Raw genomic sequence first — 23,302 nt, forward strand, 5'->3', positions numbered from 1 at the left:
GTTCGCCGTGACGGACTCTCGGCTTTTTCATTTCCGACTTATCGAAAGCCTCCATGAAGCTACTGATCCTCGACCGCGACGGTGTCATCAACCAGGACTCCGACGCCTACATCAAATCCCTCGACGAGTGGATTCCGATCCCCAGCGCGATCACCGCCATCGCCCGCCTGAGCAAGGCCGGCTGGACGGTCGCCGTAGCCACCAACCAGTCGGGCATCGCCCGCGGCTATTACGACCTGGCCACCCTGGAAAGCATGCATCGGCGCCTGCGCGAACTGGTGGAAGAGCAGGGCGGTGAACTCGGCCTGGTCGTCTACTGCCCCCATGGTCCCGACGAGGGCTGCGACTGCCGCAAGCCGAAACCCGGTATGCTGCTGCAGATCGCCCAGCACTATGGTGCAGGTCTGCGAGGTATCTGGTTCGTAGGTGACAGCCGGGGTGACCTGGACGCCGCGCTGGCCGTCGATTGTCAGCCAGTGTTGGTAAAGACCGGCAAAGGCGAGCGAACCCTGACCAAGCCGTTGCCCGAAGGCACGCTGGTATTCGACGACCTGGCGGCAGTAGCCGACCAACTTCTTTCCTGAGGACCCATCCCCCATGTCGATAGTGCAGGCCATCAGAACCGTTCTCTTCTACCTGCTGCTGTCGTTCAGCGCTTTCGTCTGGGGCACCCTCAGCCTGCTCATCGCGCCCTTCCTGCCGTACCGCGCGCGCTACCGCTTCATTGCCCAGGCCTGGTGCAAGTTCGCCGTCTGGCTCGCCAGCTGGGTGGTCGGCGTGCGCTACGAACTCAAGGGCGTGGAGAACATCCCCGACCAGCCCTGCGTGATCCTCGCCAAGCACCAGAGCACCTGGGAGACCTTCTTCCTGACCGGCTACTTCGAGCCACTGGCGCTGGTCCTCAAACGCGAGCTGCTGTTCGTGCCCTTCTTCGGCTGGGCCATGGCGCTGCTCAAGCCTATCGCCATCAACCGAGAGCAGCCCAAGGTGGCCCTCAAGCAGATCGCCAAGCAGGGCGATGAGTGCCTCAAGAAGGGTGCCTGGGTACTGATCTTCCCGGAGGGCACCCGCGTTCCCACCGGCGAGATCGGCAAGTTCTCCCGCGGCGGCGCCTCCCTGGCGGTCAATGCCAACCTGCCGGTACTGCCGATCGCCCACAACGCCGGGCACTGCTGGCCGAAGAACGGCTGGGCGAAATACCCCGGCACCATCCAGGTGGTGATCGGCCCGGTAATGTACGCCGAAGGGGAGGGTGCACGTGCCATCACCGAGCTCAATCAGCGCGCAGAGAACTGGGTTATCCAGACCCTGCGCGAGATGGGTGAGCTGCCGGCCGACGCTGCGCCTCAATCAGTGGCCGAGGCGTCCTGACACACCACTTTCCCGCAGACAAAAGAAAGGGCCCCGAAGGGCCCTTTCTTTTTGCCTCGACGTCTGTAGGTGGGAAAAGATAATCAACTTTGACGCTTCTGAAAATCAGCGTTAGACAACAGTTCGGTCAAAGTTAATTTTAGCTTCGGCTAAAGTTATTTAATGAAAATCCACTTTCGCCAAAGGTTACTTTCCACCTCATAAATTGACAAGCTGTCAAGAACTGTAAATATCCTACTCCGACCGGCCAAATAATCAAGTTTTAACTCAGAGTTCATTGCAGAGAGCACCGGGCTGTTAACTCATCATTTAGTCTCGGGGAGCGAGTCATTCAGCTTGGCATAGAGTTCCTTCGCCAAAAGCTTTGCTCGAGTATCAGACGCTGCGTCCAATGCTGGGATATGCACGCCCTCATCACCATCGACGTATAGCGGCCCACCGATATCGTCGTCGTACAGCTCTCCGTCATAGGCCCCACCATCGTGGTAAGCCCGCATGGTGCCCCGGCGAATATCATCGTCCAGCTCTGCAGATAAATAGATCCAGACCCATCCCTGAAAGTGGTTGTTCGGCTCAAGCTCCTCAACGAGCGCCCTCATCGCCTCTGTATCCCCTTGCGCTGCAGCCACGTGGTACCAACGCCGCGCATCCTCTTCACGACCATGGCCATAGGCAAGCTCTGCCAGGCGCAGAGGGTCATCAACTGAATCGAGGTTCCAGGCTTGCTCGAGCCATCGGGGATCTTCGCCCAGCTCGGCCAGCTCCAACACTGCACCATCATGTCCCAGCGCCGCCGCGCGCATCAGATGAGAAAGACGCAGTGTCCTTTTTTGCTGGAGCCCTTTTGCCGTAATCGCCCACTCGAGCGGAACACCATCCAATGCCTCACCGGCCTGCATGCGCTTCAACCAATATTCGCCTCCCATTCCTGGTTGATGGTCGTCTTTGGTGAGCTCTCCTCCATATAGGAGGGCCAGCGCAAAATGGGCAGCGGGGTTTCCCTTCCCCGCCAGCCTGCCCAACCCATCGATTAGCACCTGGAGCTCAGCATCTGTCTCGACATCCAGAAGCTCGAACGGATCCTCCTGCAAGATGGAAACGACGCTCCACAAGCTGTGGCACGTCACTTCCCCCTCCTTTATATAGGCAGCTAGAATTTCGGCCGCCCGAACCGCTGCTTCCCCATACCCTAACTCCACCAAACGACTCTGCAGCAGAGCTGGATTGATCGGCCGTCCGGAACCATTCGTAGCCACCGCCAGCAGGTGATCAGAGGTCAAGGCGGCGCTTGAATGGAAGCCAAAGGCAGCGGCCAGCAGCTCATAGACGTGGCTATGTGCAACCGGCACGCCGATTGTGGACTGCAGGTGTTGTTTGACGTCGAATGCGAGCGATTTGAGAGACATGAAACCATCCTTTGTGCACAGCCGATAGGAGCGAGCAGCACACGTTTAAGCCCCGCACGGCCGCGCGGTAGGTGGTTTCAAGCTAAAGAGGAATGCCTGTTTTAACTCGTGTGCAAGTTTGGCGGGCGCCTCAAACATCCTATTCCCTCTTGTGTCAGCGAGTCGAGTGAATTCAATACAAAAAGTCCCCTTTCTGAAGCCCATTGCGCCGCGCGGCGTCAAGTGCGGGCTGCAACGATCAGAGCTAGTCGTGTCGCGTGGAGGAAGACAACGCATCAATTGCTGCAACAGCATCAACTAGTCGTTGCCTGAGTAGCGGTAATTCGACGGAGATTGATGCATGCGGTCTCTTCGCCATGCTCAAGAACGCGTCTAGTGCAGCATCAGAGTGCATAACTATTGCAACCAGATGCTCGCCTCGAGGCCCTGAAGAGCCCGCTAACCAGTTCTTAGCCGTTCGCTCCGCCGCATTCGTCCATCGCATCAGAGTCTTGGTGGCCTGATGGCTCGCACCAAGCTCTGTACGCAACGCTTGAGCAATCTGGTAGGCGTACTGATCGGAATTCAGAAAAATATTGCCCGTTTTCGTGAACATTTTTCCTCCAATTATCTTCTACTTTTTAAAAGCTACTTTCGCAGTTGGAGATATCGAGCTCAAAGTCACTCTTGACTCAGATTGACTAGGGTTAGGAGTTATGCCAATGCAAAAGTCTATATATCTCACTGGCGAGCAGTGCAGGGCCAAAGAAAATGCTGCAGCAGCTTATGTTCGCATGTCCACAGAGCACCAACAGTACTCGACGGAGAACCAACTAGATACAATCCGCCTCTATGCAGCAGCAAACGATCTGGAGATTGTTCGGGTGTATACCGACGCTGGAAAAAGCGGACTTCGTCTCGAGGGAAGGGACGCTCTTATGCAGCTTTTCAGCGATGTCGAAAGCGGTCTGGCCACCTACACTACGATCTTGGTGTATGACGTCAGCCGGTGGGGACGATTTCAAGATCCTGACGTTAGCGCAAGCTACGAAGTACGTTGCAGGCAGGCGGGCGTCTCTGTCCAGTACTGTGCGGAACAATTTACGAACGATGGTTCTCCGGTGTCGAACATCATTAAGAGCGTCAAGCGCATGATGGCCGGAGAATACAGTCGTGAACTATCAGTAAAGGTATTTTCTGGTCAGTCTCGATTGATTGAGCATGGCTACCGGCAAGGAGGCTCTGCCGGATTTGGTTTGCGCCGACAACTTATCGACGCCACGGGAAATCCAAAAGGAATTCTTAGAAACGGTGAGCATAAAAGCTTACAGACAGACCGAGTTATTCTAATCCCAGGGCCAAATGAGGAGATTGAGACGGTTCGTGAAATCTATAAATTATTCGTCGATGAAGGACGTAGTGAACGAGAAATTGCAAATTGGCTGAACGACCACCATGTACTAACCGACTGGGGGAAGTCCTGGACTCGCGGCACTGTCCATCAAGTACTAATAAATGAAAAGTATATTGGCAATAACGTCTGGAATCGCAGATCCTTTAAGCTAAAGCAGAAGCACGTCCGAAATCCTCCGGAGCAATGGGTACGAGCCGACGCCGTATTTCTACCCATCGTTGAGGCAATTCTATTCAGAGCGGCTCAAGAGCTAATCCTAGCTCGTTCATATCGAATGCCCGACACCGAAATGCTTAGTAAGCTTCGTCACATTTACGAACAGCATGGTCGCTTGTCGGGATTACTAATCGACGAAGCTGACGACTGCCCATCCAGCAGCGCTTATCAGCATCGCTTTGGTAGCCTCCTTCGCTCATATGCGCTTATTGGCTACACACCCGATCGCGATTATGAATTCATCGAGGCAAATCGCCGTTTACGTCGACTGCACCCGGTAATATTACAACAAGCAATTGATGAAATAGGCGCAACAGGAGCCCACGTCTCAGTCGACCCCACAACTGACTTGTTGACCATAAATCAAGAATTCGTCGTATCTCTCGTCCTTTGCCGCTGCATGATAACAATGGGAGGGTCTAAGCGCTGGAAAATTCGCTTCGATCTCGGCCTTGATCCAGACATTACCATTGCCGTAAGAATGCAAGAGAGAGAAAAGTCGGTCTTAGATTATTTCATTCTTCCTACACTCGATCTAAACTCGGAGAGACTCCGACTTGCGGAAAGCAACGCGGCAGAGTTAAACATCTACAGATTTGACAACCTGCAGATACTAGTAGAACTCTCTCGCCGCTCGCCCACCAGGAGAGCGGCATGAATGCCAGTTTCGATAATCAAAAAGTAACTCATCACATTGCCGAAGAGGCTGATATTCGCCTCCTTCCGCTAGAAAGAATCCGCATACTTAATCCACGGGTGCGTAATCGCCAAGTCTTCGCAAAGTTAGTAGAGAACATAGCGGCACTGGGCTTAAAACGCCCAATCACTGTGACGCGAGTTGCAGGACAGGCTGAAGAGTCCTACGAGATAGTTTGTGGTCAAGGTCGCTTCGAGGCTTTCCAAGCGCTTGGCGAGACGCTCATCCCATGTCTCGTTGTGAGCGCTAGAGAAGCAGATCGCTTTCTCATAAGTCTCGTGGAAAATCTGGCACGTCGCAAACACTCGAACAGAGATCTTTTAAATTCTATTCAAGTACTTTCAGACCGTGGCTATTCGGCCCAAGCGATAGCAGAGAAGACCTGTCTAGATTCAGGCTACATAGGGGGAATCCTGATGCTACTGCGCGAAGGTGAGGAGCGCCTAATAGCCGCAGTCGAAAAGGGTTGGCTTCCCATAAAGTTCGCTATGGAAATTGCTCGTACGGATGACAGCGAAATTCAGTTAGCCATGATGGAGGCTTACGAAACTGGAGTATTGAGAGGCGAGCAACTAATGCGCGTAAGGCGCTTGATCGATCGGCGTAAAGCGTTGGGCAAACGCTATGGTCAAACCTCCGGAAGCGACAGACTCAACACGCCACAAAAGCTTCTTAACGCTTATCAGGCGGAAGTGCGAAGGCAAAAAGTCATGATCAAGAAAGCGGATATTAATGAGCAACGATTGCTGATTATCGTAACCACACTTCGTAGGCTTTTGACGGACGATTATTTTTGCACACTTCTGCGCACCGAGGAAATTCAGGACATGCCGAAAGCGCTGGCCGATCGTATCGCAGGGCAAAATATCTAATGGGCAACATCAAACAAGCCTTCGAACAACGCGTGGTGGCCATTCCCGTCGATTGCATTTTACCTACCCGCATGCTTCCAAAAGCCAAGGAGACCAGCAAGAAATACCTAACCATTCTCTGTTCTATACGCGAACTCGGCATCATAGAGCCGCTGGCTGTCCATCCTCAGCCAGTACAACAAAACGGCTCTACCTTATACATTTTGCTAGACGGACATATGCGCTTAGCCGCTCTTAAAGCACTTGGCGCAACAGAAGCACTATGTCTCATTGCAACCGACGATGAGGGTTTTACTTATAACCGCCAAGTAAGCCGTCTGACACCTATTCAAGAGCACAAGATGATTTTGGCGGCACTGAAGAAGGGGGTCGATCCCAAAAGAATCGCTCAGGTATTAGGCATTCATGTCGAACGTATCCACGCTCGAAAAAATCTCCTCAAAGGCATCGCCCCAGAAGTTGCCGAGATGCTTAAAGTTCGGATGGTGGCACACAGCGTCTTCAATGTGTTGCGACAAATGAAGCCCATCCGGCAAATACAAGCAGCAGAAATGATGATTAGCGCGAACTGCTATTCGCTCAGTTATGCACGCATGGTCTTGGCGGCGACACGGCCAGAGTTTCTCATTGAGCAAAAGAAGCCTATCGCCGAAATCACCCCGGTTGACATTGCTCGGATGGAGCGGGAGATGGAGAACCTGCAGCACGACTACCGCCTCGTCGAAGACTCCTTAGGTGAAACCATGCTCAGCTTGGTGGTTGCTAAAGGCTACCTCATGCGTTTGCTGCGCAACGAACCGATTGCGATTTACCTTCATCAGCACCATGCCGACTTACTCGAGGAGCTTGTGTCCATTATGGAAGCGGTGAGCTCGGACGCGAGACATCTCGAGCGGGAGTAACCTTTTTCTGCGTATTCCGCTCAAGTTCCGACAACTCAGATAGCACGCTGTCGCTCGTCCACATCGGGAACACCCAATTGCGATACTTCGGCGCGTAGCGTCCGCCAAAGCGTCTGGCAAGTAGCTTCAAATGCTGTACCACCGAGAGGTTGTAAGCCACGCTCCGCAGCGCAAAAGCGCCAAACGGCAACAACCAGGCATCGATCCACATACCGTCCACAATAAAACGACGCGGCAGCAAAATACCGTTGTCGGACGAAATTGCTACGCTATCGCAGATGGGATCTGCCGGCATCTCCGCAACCCCATTCTCAACGGGAATTAACCACCGTTTGCACTGCAGTGAATGCAGAATGAATGTGCGCAAGCTGACTGAAGGAACATGCGTCGCCCGCTGCACACATTCACGCAAGTCGATTTCCACTACGCGGGTTGCCTTCGTCTGTAGGCACGCCAGCTTTTCTACATCAACGAAAGATGTCACTGCGATCTCTATAAGCAACTCACCGTCGGGAAGTCGCGCAACCAAATCAGGGCGAATACCGTCGAGCCATACTTCCTCCTCAACAGCGTCAAAATCCCACCAGCTACTGGTGTCTTCCGAACAAGGAGTCTGCCCCGGCATCGGTGGCAGCTGGAGTCCCATTGATTCACAAATGACCTGCTTGGCATAGCGATGTAACACGCTCTCGTGGGCAATGGTGCAACTGGCCTTTCGAGATCGGTGGGAGAAGTGGTGCTCCCGAAACGCCCCCTTACGAGCAACCACAGACTCGCCACACGACAAACAAACGCAAGCACAGGCAAGACCTCGTTCCACTTCGTGAATATCGACAAGTTGATTCAGCGTGTTCAAGGCAACAGACATGGACATAGCGGCTTCCTCCCTCAAGAGTCCACTATCAACGTCGTACTTTGGGGCCGCTTAAACAGCTAAAAACCGAGTGAAACCGCTTTCCCCTCGGGCACACGAATGCTACAACCGGCACGCGAACCGGCTTCCAAGGAGGGTTGTCATGCACGGCGCGCTCAATCGATTGAAACAAGAGCTCATTGACCGCCCCTTCACTGGCCGCACCTATGAGCTACTGCAGTTCATGGTGGATCAGAGCCAGGCGCGGATCGATGACACCAGCCCGCAACCCGTAACCTTCGAAGCGCTCACATTACAAAGCGCATGTGCCAGCCCAGCAGAACGGGAAATGGCACCTAAAGATTGGATGCCAAAACGACCGGTACTGGAGGCGACGCTGGTGCGAGTGCAGCGTGCGTTACCGTTACCCCATTTACAGTTTGGCTATGCCAAAGGTGGTGGGCGCGGCAACCCCAGCCTCTTCTGGCTTGAGCTGACACAAGAGTCACCTGATCAAAATGACGCGGTTTCCGTCCACTGTCAGGCCCTCTCCATCGACTACAAACGTTCTGGTTTAGGCGCAGTAAAACCCTCATTACTGATTCGCTGGCTCATGCGGGATGGACAGATTCGAAATCGCAGCTCTCGAGGACTCACACTGCTGATCGGCGTACTCATCGGTACGCTGCTGTGGGGACTGGGTCTTGTTTCGGTGCTGCTGGCTCTAGGACTGACTCATCAACCACTTACCTCCAGCAGCCTGGTGATCTTGCTGGTGTCCTTGGCGGGATTTTGGGTGGGGTGGAAACAGCTCTACGAGCCCTGGTATCGCCTGCTGGATGAGCGGGTCGTCAAAGCACCGAACTGGGTGCCTGCCGTTCTTGAGGATCCCTGCGAACTGGAGATTTTCCGGCACGACAAGCAACGCTGGATTCGCCTGGTGCGCTATACCGCTGACTGTCCTCTATGCGGCGGAGAGGTCGAGCTGATGCCGGGCAAACCTGATCAACGCCTTCCGTTGGTCGGCCGCTGTATTGAAAGCCCACACATTCACGTCTTCAGTTTTGATCGCACCTCGTTGCAGGGCTCGTACTTGGGCCCCATCCTTCCCCCGTCACACAAGCGTGTCAGTGCCCATGCTGGCAGCCCTCCTCCTGACGAACGGACAGACGCCCCCTACCCAAATGAACGCCACCAATCCTCGGACGGAACCTCGATGCGCTGATCCAACAGCGCATCAGCGGCTCTAACCAAAGGATCGAGCCAGTCCGCTTTAGCCCGCGCCCAGCTCACAAAGGTCTGTTGCTCTGCCGTTAATCCGCCATGGGGCCCGGCCTGCGCCTCAAAAGCATCCAAGTATTCGCGCAGCTGAATAGCTCGGCGCCACGCCCGCGCGTCACGCTCGACCTCGCGCAGCTTTCGCCGCTCAAACTCCTGCTGCGCCTGGAGGGCCAGCGCAGCCTCACGCTGGGCACGCCGCTCGGCAGCCAGACGCTCCTGTGCTTCGCGCTCGACCAGCGACTTCACTGCCCACCGCCCCATCATCACAATCAACGCATTGAGCCGCTCCTCAATAGGCGCGCGAGCGGTATCAGCAATGCGGCCTGCAAAGCCATGCGCCGCCTGCAGGGTCAGCTTACCGTTGGGTACGAATTGCCACTGCGGCAGATAGACCGGCTCACCTCGTGCTAACTGGGGCGCGCTGACGGCGCGTAGGTTCGTAGGGACGGCGCACACTGCCTTCGAATAGCTGTAGATCCAGGTGCACTCCCAATAGCTCGATCTGTGTGCGCTGATCGTGCACCTGGACTCGATACCCCCGTCGCTCCAGGGCCTTGATCAAGGCATCCATCAGCCGTCCGGCGCGGGCCTGCATTGACTCAGACACGCGGATATCCAAGGATCGCGCACTCGGTTTAGGAAAGCCTTGGCGATCCCGGAAGGGCGCTTTCAGCGCCGCCCGCCATTGGCGCACCAAAAAATGCGGGCGGCCCAATCGCCCGGCTACCTGGATGTGGTGCTCGGGATCACGCTCGTGCATCAGGATCGCCTGCAGCCGGGGCTCCCAGGTCAGATCCGGCTCAGCCGGGCGCTCAGGCAAGTAGCGGTGAAGGTGACGCGGCGAGCCCTCATAGGACTTGAGCACCGGCGGGCTAGGCACACGCTTACCGGCCTTCAGTTTGGCCCAGTACCCTCGACCTGGAGTCGGCACCTGTAGGCGCGCGCACAGCTTCTTCAGGCCCACGTCCGACAGACCATAACGCGGTGCCACACTCTGCATTGGTTCCGCCCAGACCTCGGCCAGCAATTGGTCACGGTTGAGGGTCACGTACATGCAGGAGCTCCCACGGGCCCGGCCGGCCCCGTAACAGATAGCGATTTAACCCAATACGGGTTATGCGAAGGACGGTTCGAATCCCCCCAGCGCCGAGCGGGACAGTACGGCACGATAAGGTTAGAGGCTCAACCGTTGCTACATCATTCTGCGGGTGCCAAATATAGAGCGGCAGGCGCTCTAGGACGGTACTTATGGGACTTTATAGAAAATTATAGAGCGATTATAGAAACACTCCTCTAACGACAATGGCGCGGCAGTGACCCAGGGACAAACGTCGCCCCCATCGCAGAGGGACTTCTGACAAGTGATGGCGCCGCCACATTGCATGTCAAAGAAACACTGCAGAGGAAACGCCAAAACGCGTCGACAGTGCTCGGATCTGTCTCCGCGTAAATCGCCGTCGACCACTGAGTAAATCGGCAATACCTTCAGCACTGGCTATCTCGGGCAAGTCGTCGAGGCCAAGCGCACGTTCCGTCATCAGATACTGCAGCACTTGCCCTGGACTACTGGAAGGCATTGGAAAGTGCTTCTTGTCATAGGCCGCAATGTTGTCACCTAAACGACTCAAGAGGCCCTCTAGCGGGTGCAGCTCGTTATCTCCAACGATGTCCAACAGCTGATTCAGCGCCCTCACCAAGACTCTGTACTCCTCGTCATTCAGCGGCATTCTCAGCAGGGGCTCGACATGAGGCCAATGCTTACAGGCGCGCTTCAACAGAGACGACATCACCCTGGTCTCCCGCATAATACTGCGTCGCGAGCCCAACTCCGCCCGCATCCAAGCCTGTCTAGCACCACCATCAGCTCATTGATCCAATAAGCCAGAATTCACTCGACCGAAATCCTGCTCCTCATACTCGACGTCATCGTCAAACATCGTTGCTGTCCGCCGGAGACTGCGAAGCGTCGTTAGTGCATAGAAAAAGCAGCATGCACACAGTTGCAGTCGGTACTGCTCCCCCACGTGCGCTGAGCCTTCCCCCAGTTCGCCAGCGACTCTCCATGCCGACCACCATCCGTGTGGTCAGGAAGCACCCGCCGACAAACATCACAAACACCTTCGGTAATAGCACTAACTTTCTCCATGCTGTCTCTCCAATTACCCAATGCCTTCAACACAGGCCCCACTCACGCAGACGAACATCGAGGTTGGGGTCGACGCGATGCGCCTGCAGTGGCGGTTCATCCGCAAGTTTGCTGACCAGGCTGCGATCCGCATCGTGGCCAAATAGGCGACGCAGGGTATCGGCGATGCCGTTGGTTTCGGCTTTACGGGCCATTTTTACGCTCCTTGTCAGACCGGGGAAGGAGGATTCCCCGGCCTACCATGCCTGGTTATTTGCCGGGCTTCGGTGCTTGCCGGCTGCTGTGGTACGCAGGGTTGTTCGGGTTCAGCTGGTTCGACCGATTGTCCTGAGCCGCCTGGTGGCTCGGATGGTTCGGATTGGATTGAGTGGCGTGATGCTTGTTGTGATGGCTCATGGGGCAACTCCTGTGAGGTTGGAGTCCCCAACCTACAATTGCGCCGGGCGCAGAAAAGACTTTCCTCTGCTTTCGCTCATTCGCCCCTCAGGAGTCCCTCCATGCCTTTCCCAGTGATTCTGCTGTGCAGTTTCATGCTGATGGCCGGCGCGTTCCCCCTACCGTACGCCTACTACAGTGTCCTGCGCCTGCTGGCCTGCGCGGTTTTCATATTCGCCACCTACTTGGCGGCGCAACGTCAGCATCGCTGGTTACCCTGGGCCTACGGCCTGTGCGCCTTGGTCTTCAATCCGCTCGCCAAACTGCATCTCCCCAAAGAGCTGTGGATGCTGCTGGATATCGCGGCAGGACTATTGCTGCTCGGTAGCGCGGGCGTTATTCGGCGCCGCGCGTCACCTCCCACCGAGTGATCTTGCCAGCACGAACGTGCCAACCGACAATTGCATTTCGCCACCAAGGGTGGCCGGCGAGTTCGCCCAGGATGCACCGGGCGCCGATTGCGGCGCTTCAAGGCAAGGGACATGCAGAAACCGCGTACGCACTACGACAACCTGATGGTGGCGCGCACGGCCTCGGCCGAAGTCATCCGCGCCGCGTATAAGAGCCTGACACAGAAGTATCACCCGGATAAGAATCCGGGTGATCCGCAGGCCGCGCGGATCATGGCCATGATCAATCAGGCGTACGAGGTGCTTTCCGACCCACAGCGCCGGCGCTCGCACGATGAGTGGATCGCGCAGCAAGAGCAGGCCTTTCAACGGGCACAGTTCGAACAGTTCCAGCGCCAGGCCGGCCGCGCCCACACGCAGCCACCACCGCCTCCGCCGCCGAAAACGCCCCCGCCACCCCCACCGCAGCAGCGTCAAAGCGCGCCTCCGCTCGCCTGGGGCGCACTGCTCGGCAATCTGTTCCGCACTGCCCGCTGGATCGGCGCGCTAGGCTTCGCCCTGGTGCTCGGGCTGTCCTACCTGGACTCGTACGGTCAACGCCACAGTGCCTACGTACCGCCGTCTGCCCCTGCGCGCACAACGGCATCGGCGACGCCCAGCAGTCCGTTGTTGCCGGCCGCAACCCCCGCCGCCAGCCGTACGGCACCGGCCGCGCCCCCTGTACCGCGCTGTCAGCCCATGCCACAGGATCCCAAGGGTCGTGCCTGGCCGCGCACGGCGGGCTACGTGCGCGGGTTTGGCATCCCCTACAACGCCGGTTACTCGCAAATCAGCATCGACAACTCCCAGGGCAACAGCGCGCTGTATATCAAACTGGGCCCCGCCACCCCACGCAGCGGCACCCTGGAGCGGCATGCCTTCGTGCCCGCCGGGCAGAAGTTCACCCTGCGCCAGATCAGCCCGGGGACGTACTACGTGAAGTACAAGGACATCGCCAGCGGCTGTAACTTCCGCTCCAGTCTGCTGCAGGTCGAGCAGTTCAGCACCGCCACCGGCTATCAATACAGCGACATCAGCCTGACCCTGTACAAGGTGCTGCACGGCAACATGCGCGTCGAAAGCCTCAGCGAGGCCGACTTCTAGCGCACTGCAGAGCAGTGGACTGCGCGTAATAGGACGTTATGGTTAATCAGGCCCCTCGCCTGGCTAGGTGCTGGCAGCCACTCAGCCAGTGGCGGTGATCGACATCTCCCTCTGCGCTATACCAGAACCCTGGGTACTGGTTTGACGCAAGAGCCGAGGGCGCCATGAAAAGAGCCATCGAGCAGGAAACGTTGCAGGCATTGGTCGAGACCGGGGCGGCGCGGGAATTTCGCGTGCTGCGCGACGGGGCGGGCTGGCGCCTGGAGCTGCGCCTCGGCGTGCGATGGCTGCCGGTGCGCTCGCGGCGTGAACCGGTGAGGCTGTGGCGTTCGCTGGCGGCGGTGGGGCGCTTTTGCGAGGGCGTGGGGATCAAGGCGCTGACGGTGGAGCTTTGAACTCCACCGTCTAGCGCGGACGCGCCCGCCAAAGTTCCTCAATGTCGAGGTTCTCCAACGCCTCACGCATGCGTCGAAAGGCATTGTCGGAAAAGCGCGGAATTCGGGTCGAGCCAAATTCGAAGACGTGCCGGCAATTCACATCGTCATCAACCCCGAGGTGAGCTCGTAATAGGTGAGACGCCCCTGGCGTTCCTTCTCCCTCCAGTAGGAGTTAGCCGAAACACTCTTACCGGTGGTCACGATAAGGTCGAATGGACTCCAGTAACGCACATACAATTGCTGTACTGGTTGCCCTCGGCGAGCCGCCTCGAGGAACACGAAATTACGTACCAGGTCGGACGCTAGCAGTGGTTCGCCTCGGGCGTTGAGCGTTTCGAAGATAACTTGAGGATCGTCTTCGGCTTCCAGCGTCAGAGTCATGATCTGCACGTGATCGGCCAATGCCATGTACAGCGCCTGAGCTCGCTCAGGCTCTAGCTGCTTATGGGCTTGCAGCGATGGCACATCGTTATGGCGGCGGATATCCGCGATCAGTGTGTCCCCGAACGTAGGGTCAGCAGCGGGATCTACAACATCGGAGAGATCTACACCCCTCATGTAGGCAAGGCAGGCGTGATAGAGGTACAGGTAAGTCTGCACCATCAAGGGCCGCTCAAACCTTGTGCGGCCATCACGTGCCGGATACACGACACATATGTCTTGGATGGCCATACCAGAATTGCTCAGGCGGCGCATCTCATCCTGACCTGCCTGAGTGGGCCAGACCTTGTAATGGTCTTCTTCGCGCTGGTAAGGGCCAGGGTTCCGTAGCAGTGCGTCAAGCATTTGCGGTATGGGGCTGTCTATTAGCTCACGCGCTGCCTGGCGAAATGCAAGCAACAGCAACTGCAACGTAGTGGAGCGCTGCTGGCCATCGATTACTTCAAAGGCAGGTACTCTTCCGAAACTGTTCGGCACGGGCGTCATCACAATGGAGCCCAGAAAGTGCTTCTGTATGGGCTTCAATGCCGCAGTGGTTCCTGTTGATGCCAGTGTCTGTTGCTCCAGCACAGCGTCCGCTCGGTCTTGAATGTCAGCCCACAGTGGGCCGACCTGCTTTTCCAGCGTCCACACATAGCCCCGTTGAAAGATCGGAATCTGATACTGGTGCGGGGTGCTGAATAGACTCGTGACCGTAGCCTTGCTGGGTTGCATTCCGAATTCCCTTTCTGATAACTCGTGTCAGTGTTTAGCCAATGTCGAGTACAGGTAGCGCATTGACGATCTTCTGGGTCTCTAAACTTACCGTTACCACGCGTTGGAACAGCTCAAGCGGGTATTTGGGGTTGCCCATAGTTTCGGTGGCCCAGTCGTTGGCGTCGTTGACAATACCGCTGGCTTTATCTGTACGCACGGCCTGGCGCTCCATCACCCAGTCCAGCGCGGCCTTACCGTTGACGACGTAATCCCAGGCAGCCTCGGGGATGCCCTTGAGGGTGATGCGGTGGTTGTAGATGACGGTGGTTTTGTCGCCCTTCTTGGCGAACTTCATCTTCTCCACGCGGTAGTCGGCGTCGCTGAGCGTGCCCTTTGCCTCGATGGTCAGGGGGTAGGGCTCGACGGTTTCGTAGTTCAGGTGGAGATCAGCCAAGCCACGGCCCGCTTTGCTGAAGGCCCAGAAGTCTGCGACCTTCTTAACAGCCGGGATGCGCGGCAGCTCTTTGTTCAGATTGTCGGCAAAGCGCTCGCGGTAGTCGGGCGAATGGAGGATTCCGTAAACGTAATAGAACAGGTCTTCCTTACTTATCAGCTCGCCGGGGTACGCACTCTGAAAATGAGCCAGGCCAGCGGCTGTGATGGCATCCCGGCGGCGCAATCCACCGTCAACTGGCGCGGCAAATAGGTCGTCTTTGGATGCCTGGGCGGCTTCGTCGTAGAGATATAGGGGAAAGCATTGAGTCCCACCATCTGTTTGGAACTCAACGGGCCGGTCAATTACTAGCGCCAGTTGACCTTCAAACGCTGGCCGCTGCTTGATAAGAATTGCGATGTTTCGTGCTTCTGCTGTGGGAAACAGCCTTGGGAGTTGATAGACGTACTCGTTGAAGTCCCTGTTGAAGTAGAGCCACTGCTTTGTGAAAGGGCGATATAGGCTTGGCACAATACAGTCAGCTCTGAAAGGAAACGTGCGCCCCTTTGCAAGACTTTGCTTCAGTGCTCGAGTCCAGCTGATTCGCTGCGGATTGGTGTCGATAACAGTTTCCAACACCGCCTCACGGCCCTTTTTGTCCAACTCTGGGTTCAAAGCAGTAAAGCGCTCTAATTCATCGTTGTAGAAGGCGATCATGCTGCTCATGTTTGCCTTAAGCTTGTTATGGCTTGCATTGTAGGCCCACGCATCACGAGCAGTCGTAACTCCCTGTGAGAAGTTTTCGAACAACTTTTCCGAATCCCCCTTCTTGTCACCCATCACAATGAATTGGCCGAAGCTATCATCGCGCTGTTTGAGCCAATCCCCGTGCTCATCTGGGGTAATCTGCTGCCACTGGTCGATACCAGCCACGCTGGCAAAACCCGCAATCTTCTCCAGTTTCTCCTCTCGACTGAGATAGTCGCCAACGTCATGGAAGTAAATCTGGCCATGAGCCTGAGCACTGGGATTCTTGACCAATAACGAGATGGCAATGGGAGAGCGACTGCCACTGCCAAATATCTTGCCACCTTCTTTGCGCGACGTTTCACCACTGGTGCGCTGATTGCCGCGCAAATGGAACACATAGAGGCTGGAAAACTCATCGACCAAGCACTTGCGCAAGCCATCTGCGGTATTGGCCTCCACAAAACCCGCGTTGGTGACAAAACCGATAACCCCAGCATCGCCAATACGATCACTGGCCCAGCGAATGGCGCGGATGTAACTGTCGTATAGATTGCGTAGATTGGTTGATTCAGACCTAGCGGCATAAGTCGCCTCTATTCGGCTATCCAACGCCGGATACGGCACGTTGCCATTGTTGGCGTTGGCATCGTTTTGACCCACCGAATACGGGGGATTCCCCACAATCACCCGAATATCCAAATCCTTCTGACGCTTGCGCCGGGCACTGTTGTCCTCTAGCAGCGCATCTACCAAGTCGTCCTTCTCATACATCTGGAAGGTGTCGGTCAGGCAGATACCTTCAAACGGGGTGTACTCGTCGATCACTTCGCCGTGGTAGGCCGCTTCGATATTGATCGCGGCAATGTAGTAGGCCAGCAGCACCAGCTCATTAGCATGGATTTCATGCCTGTACTTGTGCGGCAACTCTTCCGGCTTGATCAGGCCAGACTGAATCAGGCGCGTGATAAAGGTGCCAGTGCCGGTGAACGGGTCGATGATATGAACGCCCTTGCTGCCCAGTGTCTGGCCGAACTCCTGTTGCAACAGGTGATTGACGCTATGAAGGATGAAGTCCACAACCTCAACGGGGGTGTACACAATCCCTAAGCGCTCGGTCATCTTGGGGAAGGCGTTGCGGAAGAACTTGTCGTAAAGCTCGACAATGATCTTCTGCTTACCCTGAGCATTGTTGATGCCGGCAGCGCGTTGCCGCACGCTAGCGTAGAACTTCTCTAAGGTGTCCGCTTCCTTGCCCAGGTGATGCTCGTGCAGCGCGTCCAGCACGCCTTGCATAGCCTTAGACATCGGGTTGTGACTGGCGAAGCTGTACTCATCGAACAGCGCATCAAACACTGGCTTGGTTACTAGATGCTGGGCGAGCATTTCGACGATCTCGCCATCGCTGATGCTGTCGTTAAGGTCGTCGCGCAGTTCGACTGCAAAAGCGTTGAAGGCTTCACGCTCGGCGATGTTGGTCGGGTTTTCGAGAATGCCGTGGATGCGGTCGATATGGGTGCGAGCGATCTTGGCAATGTCGTTCGCCCAGTCTTCCCAGTGGTGGCGGTTGCCACACTTCTCGACGATCTTGGCGTAGATGGCCTTCTCGATTTCACCCACTTCATATGTCAGCTCGGCCTGCTGCGTCATCTGGCCTTCGACATCGTAATTCGGACGCTTCTCGCCAATACCGTACTGGCCTTTACCGGCCTTGCCGTTGCTCGTACCGTTGGCTTTCCTCGTCTTCTTCTCGGCCTTGTCGGTGATGGCGATGACTTCCATCTTGCGCGGGTCTGATCCGATGAGATCGAGCTTATTGACCATGGCGTCAAAGCTGTCGTCATGCGAACGAAGTGCCTGGAGTACCTGCCAAACCACCTTGTATGTCTGGTTGTCGTTAAGCGCGTCGTGAGGCTCCATGCCCGCAGGAATAACTACTGGCAGCACGACATAGCCGCGCTTCTTGCCCGGTGCATTGCGCATTACCCGACCCACCGATTGCACGACGTCCACCTGGGAGTTGCGCGGGGTGAGGAAGAGGACGGCATCCAGCGCCGGCACGTCTACACCCTCAGAAAGGCAGCGCACATTACTGAGAATTCGGCAGGTGTTGGCTGGGGGCTCTTCCTTAAGCCAGTTAAGCTTGGCTTCTTTCTGGCTGGCATTCATGCCGCCATCGACGTGTTCGGCTTCGCAGATAATGCGCGAGGCCTCTTCGATTTCTACGGACTCCTGATAAGCCTCCACCACCGACTTGAACATGCTGGCAATGTTGATGGAGCTGACTTTGTGCTTGGTTCCCTTGTAGTTCGGCGAGATCACCTGGCAGAAGGCGACGGCACGCTTCATGGGCTGATCATCGCCCACCAGTTGCTCGGCCAGCCCCTGCTTGGCTAGCGCCTTCCAGCAGCCGACGATCTTGGCAGCGTCGTCCACCTTAAGTTGGTTGTTTTCGTCCTTCAGCAAGTCTTGGAGGCGGCGACTGATGGCGCTCTCTTCGACGGTGAGTACCAACACCTTGTAATCGGTAAGCAGGCCCCGCTGGACGGCCTCGGAGAAATTGATGACGAAAAGTTCTTTGCCGTACAGCGCCACATCATCCATCGAACAGAGGGTGACTTCGCCGGACTCGGCCTTAACCTTGGCGCTGTCACCGTAGATACGCGGTGTGGCGGTCATGTACAGGCGCTTGATAGCACGAATGTAATCGGAGTCATGAACGCGCACGAAGGCACTTTCGTCGTCGTCGTCAAAGGTGGCGCCGGTGGTGCGGTGGGCTTCGTCACAGATGATCAGATCAAAAGCTGGCAGGCCATGTTCGTGCTGGGCGCGGCTGATCACATCGATGGAATGGTAAGTGGAGAACACCACACTCATGTGCTCGGCATCGTGGCGCTTGAGCATTTCCGCTGCAAGGCGATCTGCCTTGGTCGTGGCCGGGTAACGCAGTTCGTGTGCAAAGACCTGGGGGGTGTCCTCATCGGCCTTGCGCTTCTTACCTACGTCGCTGTCGGAGCATACGGCAAAGTTGTGGAGCGGGGTTTCACTTTCCTGCGTCCATTCGGTGAGGGTCTGCGAAAGCAGCGACAAGCTGGGCACCAGGAACAACACACGCTTGCCCTTGCCAGCCTGCTGCTCGGCAATCTTCAGGCTGGTGAAGGTCTTGCCGGTGCCGCAGGCCATGATTAGCTTGCCGCGCTCGGCGTCTTTGAGGCCAGCTGCAACAGCATTCAGCGCGGTTTTCTGGTGATCTCGCAGCTGCTTACGGGCCTTGAAAGCAACGGCCTGATTGGGCTGGTATTTAGCCCAGTCGATCTGGCTTTCTTCCAGGGCTTGCAGGTCGATCTTGTTGATCGAAAGCTGCTGGCCCTGCAAAGCGTCTTCGGCGTGTTCGCTCCAGTTGTTGGTGGTGGCAACGATGATGCGATGCGAGAACGGCGCCTTGCCCGAGGCGGTGAAGAAGCTATCGATGTCCTTTTTCTGTACGCGGTAGTCCTCTGCGTAGAGCTTGCACTGGATGGCGTGGAACTCGCCTGTGCCTTGGGTGCGAGCCACCAAGTCGATTCCGGTATCGCGACCGTCTAACACGTGCTCCTTGGCCCAATCGGCGTACATCCATACCTTATCGTACAGGTCGCGGTAGGTGGCTTCGTTACGCAGGTAAGCGCAGATCAGCTCTTCAAAGTAAGTGCCTTTTTCACGCTCCGAAACTGAAGCGGCGCGATATATATCGAGCAAGGAGGAGAGGGCGGACATAAAGAACTCCTTTTGATTACTGCTAGCGCATATCTCGGGCGCTAAATTCTTCCAGTCTATCAATAGGCGTCTTTCTGAGCAGCCAAAAGAAAACCCCAGGAGATACGAGATCTACTGGGGTTTGTCTGTAGCCATTAACTTTGGTCGAACCACTTAACTTTGACCGAATGGGCAAATAACTTTGCCCACCTACAACGTCAGACGTCGAGGTTGGACACCGCCAGGGCGTTGCTTTCGATGAAGTCGCGGCGCGGCTCCACGGCATCGCCCATCAGAGTGTTGAACAGCTGGTCGGCAGCGATGGCGTCCTCGATGGTTACCTTCAGCATGCGGCGCACGTTGGGGTCCATGGTGGTTTCCCACAGCTGATCCGGGTTCATCTCGCCCAGACCTTTGTATCGCTGGATGCTGTGGCGCTTGGTGCCTTCGGTCATCAGCCAGTCCAGGGCTTCCTTGAAGCTGCTGACGTTCTTCTTGCGCTCGCCCTTCTGCACATAGGCGCCGTCTTCCAGCAGGCTGTTCAGCTTGCTGCCCAGTTCGGTTACCGCGCGGTAATCATTGCTGGCGAAGAAGTCGCGGTTGAAGGTGACGTAGTTCGACAGGCCGTGGGCAACCATCTCGACCTCCGGCAGCCACAGGTGGCGCTCGCGGTCTTCGCGCAGGCTGACCTTGTAGGTCAGGCCGGACTTCTCGACAGCCTTCAGGCGCGCCTGGAACTGTTCGATCCAGGACTGCATGGTGGCCTCGTCGCCCAGCTTGTCGGCTTCGATGCGCGGCAGGTAGATGAAGTGCTCGGTCAGGTCCTGCGGGTACAGACGGGACAGTCGGGAGAGGGTACGCATGACGCCGCGGTACTCGTTGACCAGCTTCTCCAGCGCTTCGCCGGACAGGCCCGGAGCGCTTTCGTTGACGTGCACGCTGGCTTCCTCGAGGGCCGACTGGGTCATGTATTCCTCCATGGCCACGTCGTCCTTGATGTACTGCTCCTGCTTGCCGCGCTTCACCTTGTACAGCGGCGGCTGGGCGATATAGATGTAGCCGCGCTCGACCAGCTCCGGCAGCTGACGGAAGAAGAAGGTCAGCAGCAGGGTACGGATGTGCGAACCGTCGACGTCAGCATCGGTCATGATGATGATGTTGTGGTAACGCAGCTTGTCGATGTTGTACTCCTCGCGACCGATACCGCAGCCCAGCGCGGTGATCAGCGTGCCGACCTCCTGGGAGGACAGCATCTTGTCGAAGCGAGCTTTTTCGACGTTGAGGATCTTGCCCTTGAGCGGCAGGATCGCCTGGGTCTTGCGGTTACGGCCCTGCTTCGCAGAACCGCCCGCGGAGTCACCTTCCACGATGTACAGTTCGGAGAGGGCGGGGTCCTTCTCCTGGCAGTCGGCGAGCTTGCCCGGCAGGCCGGCGATGTCCAGCGCGCCCTTGCGGCGGGTCATCTCACGGGCCTTGCGCGCGGCCTCACGGGCACGAGCGGCGTCGATCATCTTGCCGACAACGGCCTTGGCTTCGTTCGGGTTCTCCAGCAGGAAGTCGGCGAAGTACTTGCCCATCTCCTGCTCTACGGCGGTCTTCACCTCCGAGGAAACCAGCTTGTCCTTGGTCTGCGAGCTGAACTTCGGATCCGGCACCTTGACCGAAATGATCGCGGTCAGACCTTCACGGGCGTCGTCGCCGGTGGTGGCGATCTTGAACTTCTTCGCCAGGCCTTCCTGTTCGATGTAGTTGTTCAGGTGACGGGTGAGGGCAGAGCGGAAGCCCGCCAGGTGGGTACCACCGTCACGCTGGGGAATGTTGTTGGTGAAGCAGAGGATGTTCTCGTTGAAGCTGTCGTTCCACTGCAGGGCGACTTCCACGCCGACGCCGTCTTCCTCACGCTGGCAGTTGAAGTGGAAGACCTGGTTCACCGCAGTCTTGTTGGTGTTCAGGTACTCGACGAAAGCGCGCAGGCCACCCTCGTACTTGAACAGCTCTTCCTTGCCGGCACGCTCGTCACGCAAGACGATGCCGACGCCGGAGTTCAGGAAGGACAGCTCGCGGATCCGCTTGGCCAGGATGTCCCAGCTGAAGTGGATGTTATGGAAGGTATCCGGGGACGGCTTGAAGTGCACCTCGGTACCCGAACCCTCGGTATCGCCGACCGGGCGCAGCGGGAACTGCGGGACGCCGTGGTGGTAGACCTGTTCCCAGACTTTGCCCTCTCGGCGAATGGTCAGCCGCAGTTCGTGGGAGAGGGCGTTCACCACCGACACACCCACGCCGTGCAGGCCGCCGGAGACCTTGTAGCTGTTGTCGTCGAACTTACCGCCGGCGTGAAGGACGGTCATGATGACCTCGGCCGCGGAGACCCCTTCTTCCTTGTGGATATCCACCGGAATGCCGCGACCGTTGTCGCGCACGGTGATGGATTCATCGGTGTGAATGGTGATGCTGATCTCGCTGCAATAGCCCGCCAGCGCTTCGTCGATCGAGTTGTCCACGACCTCGAAGACCATGTGGTGCAGGCCAGTGCCGTCGTCGGTATCACCGATGTACATGCCCGGACGCTTACGTACGGCGTCCAGCCCCTTCAGTACCTTGATACTGGAAGAGTCGTAGGTGTTCTCGCTCATTCTTCACTCCCGATGGTAGTGTCCTGAGAGACGCGCCCATGTTCCACGTGGAACATCGACACCGGCGTTTCCGTTTGCCAGCCGTCTTTCAATAAGTGCGGGTCGACGCAGGTGATGAATACCTGGCAACCCAGATCTTCGAGAAGCCGGCACAAAGACAACCGATGCTTCTCATCCAATTCGGAGGGGAGGTCATCCACCAGGTAGACGCATTGCCCGCGTTTCGCCTGGTTGATCAAATGCCCCTGGGCGATCCGCAACGCGCAGACCACCAATTTCTGTTGGCCACGGGATAGAATCTCCGCGGCATTGTGTCCTCCCAGACGAATTCGCAGGTCCGCCCGTTGGGGCCCCGCCTGGGTGTGGCCCATCTGCTGATCACGCAGCAGGCTGGACGACAGCACCTCGCTCAATTCGCGTTCCTTGTCCCAGCCCCGGTAATAGCTGAGCGTCAGGTCATCGAGCTGGATGAGCTCGGCCAGAGTGCGCTCGAACTGGGGTTTCAACGCCTGGATATAGGACCGGCGATACGCATCGATTTCGTCGCTCGCCGAGCATAATTCCCGGTCCCACGCAGCTTGCGAAGCACCGTCCAGTCTACCATGCCGGAGCCACGAGTTCCGCTGCCGCAGGGCCTTCTGCAGTCTTTGCCAGGCGACCATGAAGCGCTGTTCCACGTGGAACACTCCCCAGTCGAGGAACTGCCGGCGAATCTTCGGCGCACCTTCCAGCAGACGAAAGCTGTCAGGGTTGATCAACTGCAGCGGCAAGGTCTCGGCAAGCTGGGCAGCACTGCGTGCATTTTGCCCATCGATACGAATCTGGAACTCGCCCTGGCGATCCCGCGAAACACCCAGGCTGCTATCGAAGCCATTACCCAGACGCACCTGTCCAAAGACGGTGCAAGCCGGTTCTTCGTACTGGATGACAGGTTGAAGGCGCATGCTGCGGAACGAACGAGCGAGGCCGAGCAGATGGATGGCTTCCAGCACGCTGGTCTTGCCGCTGCCGTTTTCGCCGTAGAGGATGTTGATGCGGGGGGAGGGGGAGAAGGTCACCGGGTGCAGGTTACGCACCGCGGTGACCGAAAGGCGGGTAAGGGACATCGATAC

General features: G+C 57.0%; 19 protein-coding genes and 1 pseudogene. 9 read left to right on the forward strand and 11 right to left on the reverse strand.

The genetic code is table 11. The features are described 5' to 3' along the window. Positions 1-53: 53 nt before the first annotated feature. Positions 54-584, forward strand: a complete 531-nt coding sequence (gene gmhB / locus UB43_RS18365) for a D-glycero-beta-D-manno-heptose 1,7-bisphosphate 7-phosphatase (protein ID WP_045213728.1) — start codon at positions 54-56, stop codon at positions 582-584. A 13-nt stretch (positions 585-597) separates the two neighbouring features. Beyond that, complete coding sequence (locus UB43_RS18370) at positions 598-1,371, forward strand: 1-acyl-sn-glycerol-3-phosphate acyltransferase (protein WP_045213730.1); 774 nt, start codon at positions 598-600, stop codon at positions 1,369-1,371. 305 nt (positions 1,372-1,676) lie between these two features. Here the strand turns inward: UB43_RS18370 and UB43_RS18375 are convergent, their stop codons facing one another. After that, on the reverse strand, positions 1,677-2,777 hold the full coding sequence (locus UB43_RS18375; protein WP_045213732.1) for a sel1 repeat family protein: 1,101 nt from the start codon (positions 2,775-2,777) through the stop codon (positions 1,677-1,679). Positions 2,778-3,478: 701 nt separating this feature from the next. Here UB43_RS18375 and UB43_RS29210 point away from each other — a divergent pair. The 3 genes from UB43_RS29210 to UB43_RS18385 are packed head-to-tail and all read left to right on the forward strand — an operon-like array spanning position 3,479 to position 6,857. Next, positions 3,479-5,044 carry a recombinase family protein gene (locus UB43_RS29210; RefSeq protein ID WP_156160440.1) on the forward strand — a complete coding sequence of 522 codons (1,566 nt, stop codon included), beginning with the start codon at positions 3,479-3,481 and terminating at the stop codon, positions 5,042-5,044. Next, positions 5,041-5,955: a ParB/RepB/Spo0J family partition protein gene (locus UB43_RS18380; RefSeq protein ID WP_045213734.1), complete on the forward strand. Its 915-nt coding sequence runs from the start codon at positions 5,041-5,043 to the stop codon at positions 5,953-5,955. The genes UB43_RS29210 and UB43_RS18380 overlap by 4 nt, the downstream gene beginning before the upstream one ends. After that, positions 5,955-6,857: a plasmid partitioning protein RepB C-terminal domain-containing protein gene (locus UB43_RS18385; RefSeq protein WP_045213737.1), complete on the forward strand. Its 903-nt coding sequence runs from the start codon at positions 5,955-5,957 to the stop codon at positions 6,855-6,857. The genes UB43_RS18380 and UB43_RS18385 overlap by 1 nt, the downstream gene beginning before the upstream one ends. On the opposite strand, the gene UB43_RS29580 is transcribed toward UB43_RS18385, so the two are convergent. Then, on the reverse strand, positions 6,811-7,731 hold the full coding sequence (locus UB43_RS29580) for a hypothetical protein (RefSeq protein ID WP_156160441.1): 921 nt from the start codon (positions 7,729-7,731) through the stop codon (positions 6,811-6,813). The genes UB43_RS18385 and UB43_RS29580 overlap by 47 nt on opposite strands. 142 nt (positions 7,732-7,873) lie before the next feature. Here UB43_RS29580 and UB43_RS29585 point away from each other — a divergent pair, with 142 nt between their 5' ends. Continuing rightward, on the forward strand, positions 7,874-8,935 hold the full coding sequence (locus UB43_RS29585; RefSeq protein WP_156160442.1) for a hypothetical protein: 1,062 nt from the start codon (positions 7,874-7,876) through the stop codon (positions 8,933-8,935). Here UB43_RS29585 and UB43_RS29830 read toward each other — a convergent pair. From UB43_RS29830 to UB43_RS29835, 5 genes are all read right to left on the reverse strand, one after another. After that, a complete protein-coding gene (locus tag UB43_RS29830) occupies positions 8,887-9,237 on the reverse strand; it encodes a hypothetical protein (RefSeq protein ID WP_177329804.1) in 351 nt (116 codons plus the stop codon). The two genes, UB43_RS29585 and UB43_RS29830, sit on opposite strands and share 49 nt — an antisense overlap. Before the next feature lie 151 nt (positions 9,238-9,388). Then, positions 9,389-10,045, reverse strand: coding sequence for a hypothetical protein (locus UB43_RS28860; protein ID WP_052969565.1), 657 nt, complete (start codon positions 10,043-10,045; stop codon positions 9,389-9,391). Between the two features lie 331 nt (positions 10,046-10,376). Next, positions 10,377-10,778 (reverse strand): hypothetical protein, encoded by a 402-nt coding sequence (locus UB43_RS18395; RefSeq protein WP_045214205.1) that lies wholly within the window; start codon positions 10,776-10,778, stop codon positions 10,377-10,379. 385 nt (positions 10,779-11,163) lie between these two features. After that, positions 11,164-11,331, reverse strand: coding sequence for a hypothetical protein (locus UB43_RS29590; RefSeq protein WP_156160444.1), 168 nt, complete (start codon positions 11,329-11,331; stop codon positions 11,164-11,166). A gap of 55 nt (positions 11,332-11,386) precedes the next feature. Continuing rightward, positions 11,387-11,533, reverse strand: coding sequence for a hypothetical protein (locus UB43_RS29835; RefSeq protein ID WP_177329805.1), 147 nt, complete (start codon positions 11,531-11,533; stop codon positions 11,387-11,389). Between the two features lie 101 nt (positions 11,534-11,634). On the opposite strand from UB43_RS29835, the gene UB43_RS18400 reads away from it, so the two are divergent. The 3 genes from UB43_RS18400 (at position 11,635) to UB43_RS18410 (ending at position 13,460) form a co-directional block, all read left to right on the forward strand. Further along, on the forward strand, positions 11,635-11,943 hold the full coding sequence (locus tag UB43_RS18400) for a DUF6804 family protein (RefSeq protein WP_052969566.1): 309 nt from the start codon (positions 11,635-11,637) through the stop codon (positions 11,941-11,943). 111 nt (positions 11,944-12,054) lie between these two features. Then, on the forward strand, positions 12,055-13,065 hold the full coding sequence (locus UB43_RS18405; protein WP_045213740.1) for a J domain-containing protein: 1,011 nt from the start codon (positions 12,055-12,057) through the stop codon (positions 13,063-13,065). 164 nt (positions 13,066-13,229) lie between these two features. Beyond that, positions 13,230-13,460 (forward strand): hypothetical protein, encoded by a 231-nt coding sequence (locus tag UB43_RS18410; protein ID WP_045213743.1) that lies wholly within the window; start codon positions 13,230-13,232, stop codon positions 13,458-13,460. 138 nt (positions 13,461-13,598) lie between these two features. On the opposite strand, the gene UB43_RS18415 is transcribed toward UB43_RS18410, so the two are convergent. The 4 genes and pseudogenes from UB43_RS18415 to recF form a co-directional block, all read right to left on the reverse strand. Further along, on the reverse strand, positions 13,599-14,657 hold the full coding sequence (locus tag UB43_RS18415) for a DUF262 domain-containing protein (protein WP_256205174.1): 1,059 nt from the start codon (positions 14,655-14,657) through the stop codon (positions 13,599-13,601). Between the two features lie 34 nt (positions 14,658-14,691). Next, entirely contained in the window at positions 14,692-19,575 is a 4,884-nt protein-coding gene (locus tag UB43_RS18420) for a type ISP restriction/modification enzyme (protein ID WP_045213746.1), read from the reverse strand. A 197-nt stretch (positions 19,576-19,772) separates the two neighbouring features. Next, entirely contained in the window at positions 19,773-22,190 is a 2,418-nt protein-coding gene (gyrB, locus tag UB43_RS18425; RefSeq protein WP_045213748.1) for a DNA topoisomerase (ATP-hydrolyzing) subunit B, read from the reverse strand. 3 nt (positions 22,191-22,193) lie between these two features. Continuing rightward, positions 22,194-23,296 (reverse strand): annotated as a pseudogene (gene recF, locus UB43_RS18430) (DNA replication/repair protein RecF). Positions 23,297-23,302: the final 6 nt, after the last annotated feature.

This window comes from Pseudomonas sp. 21, from assembly GCF_000955805.1.
Classification (GTDB): domain Bacteria; phylum Pseudomonadota; class Gammaproteobacteria; order Pseudomonadales; family Pseudomonadaceae; genus Pseudomonas.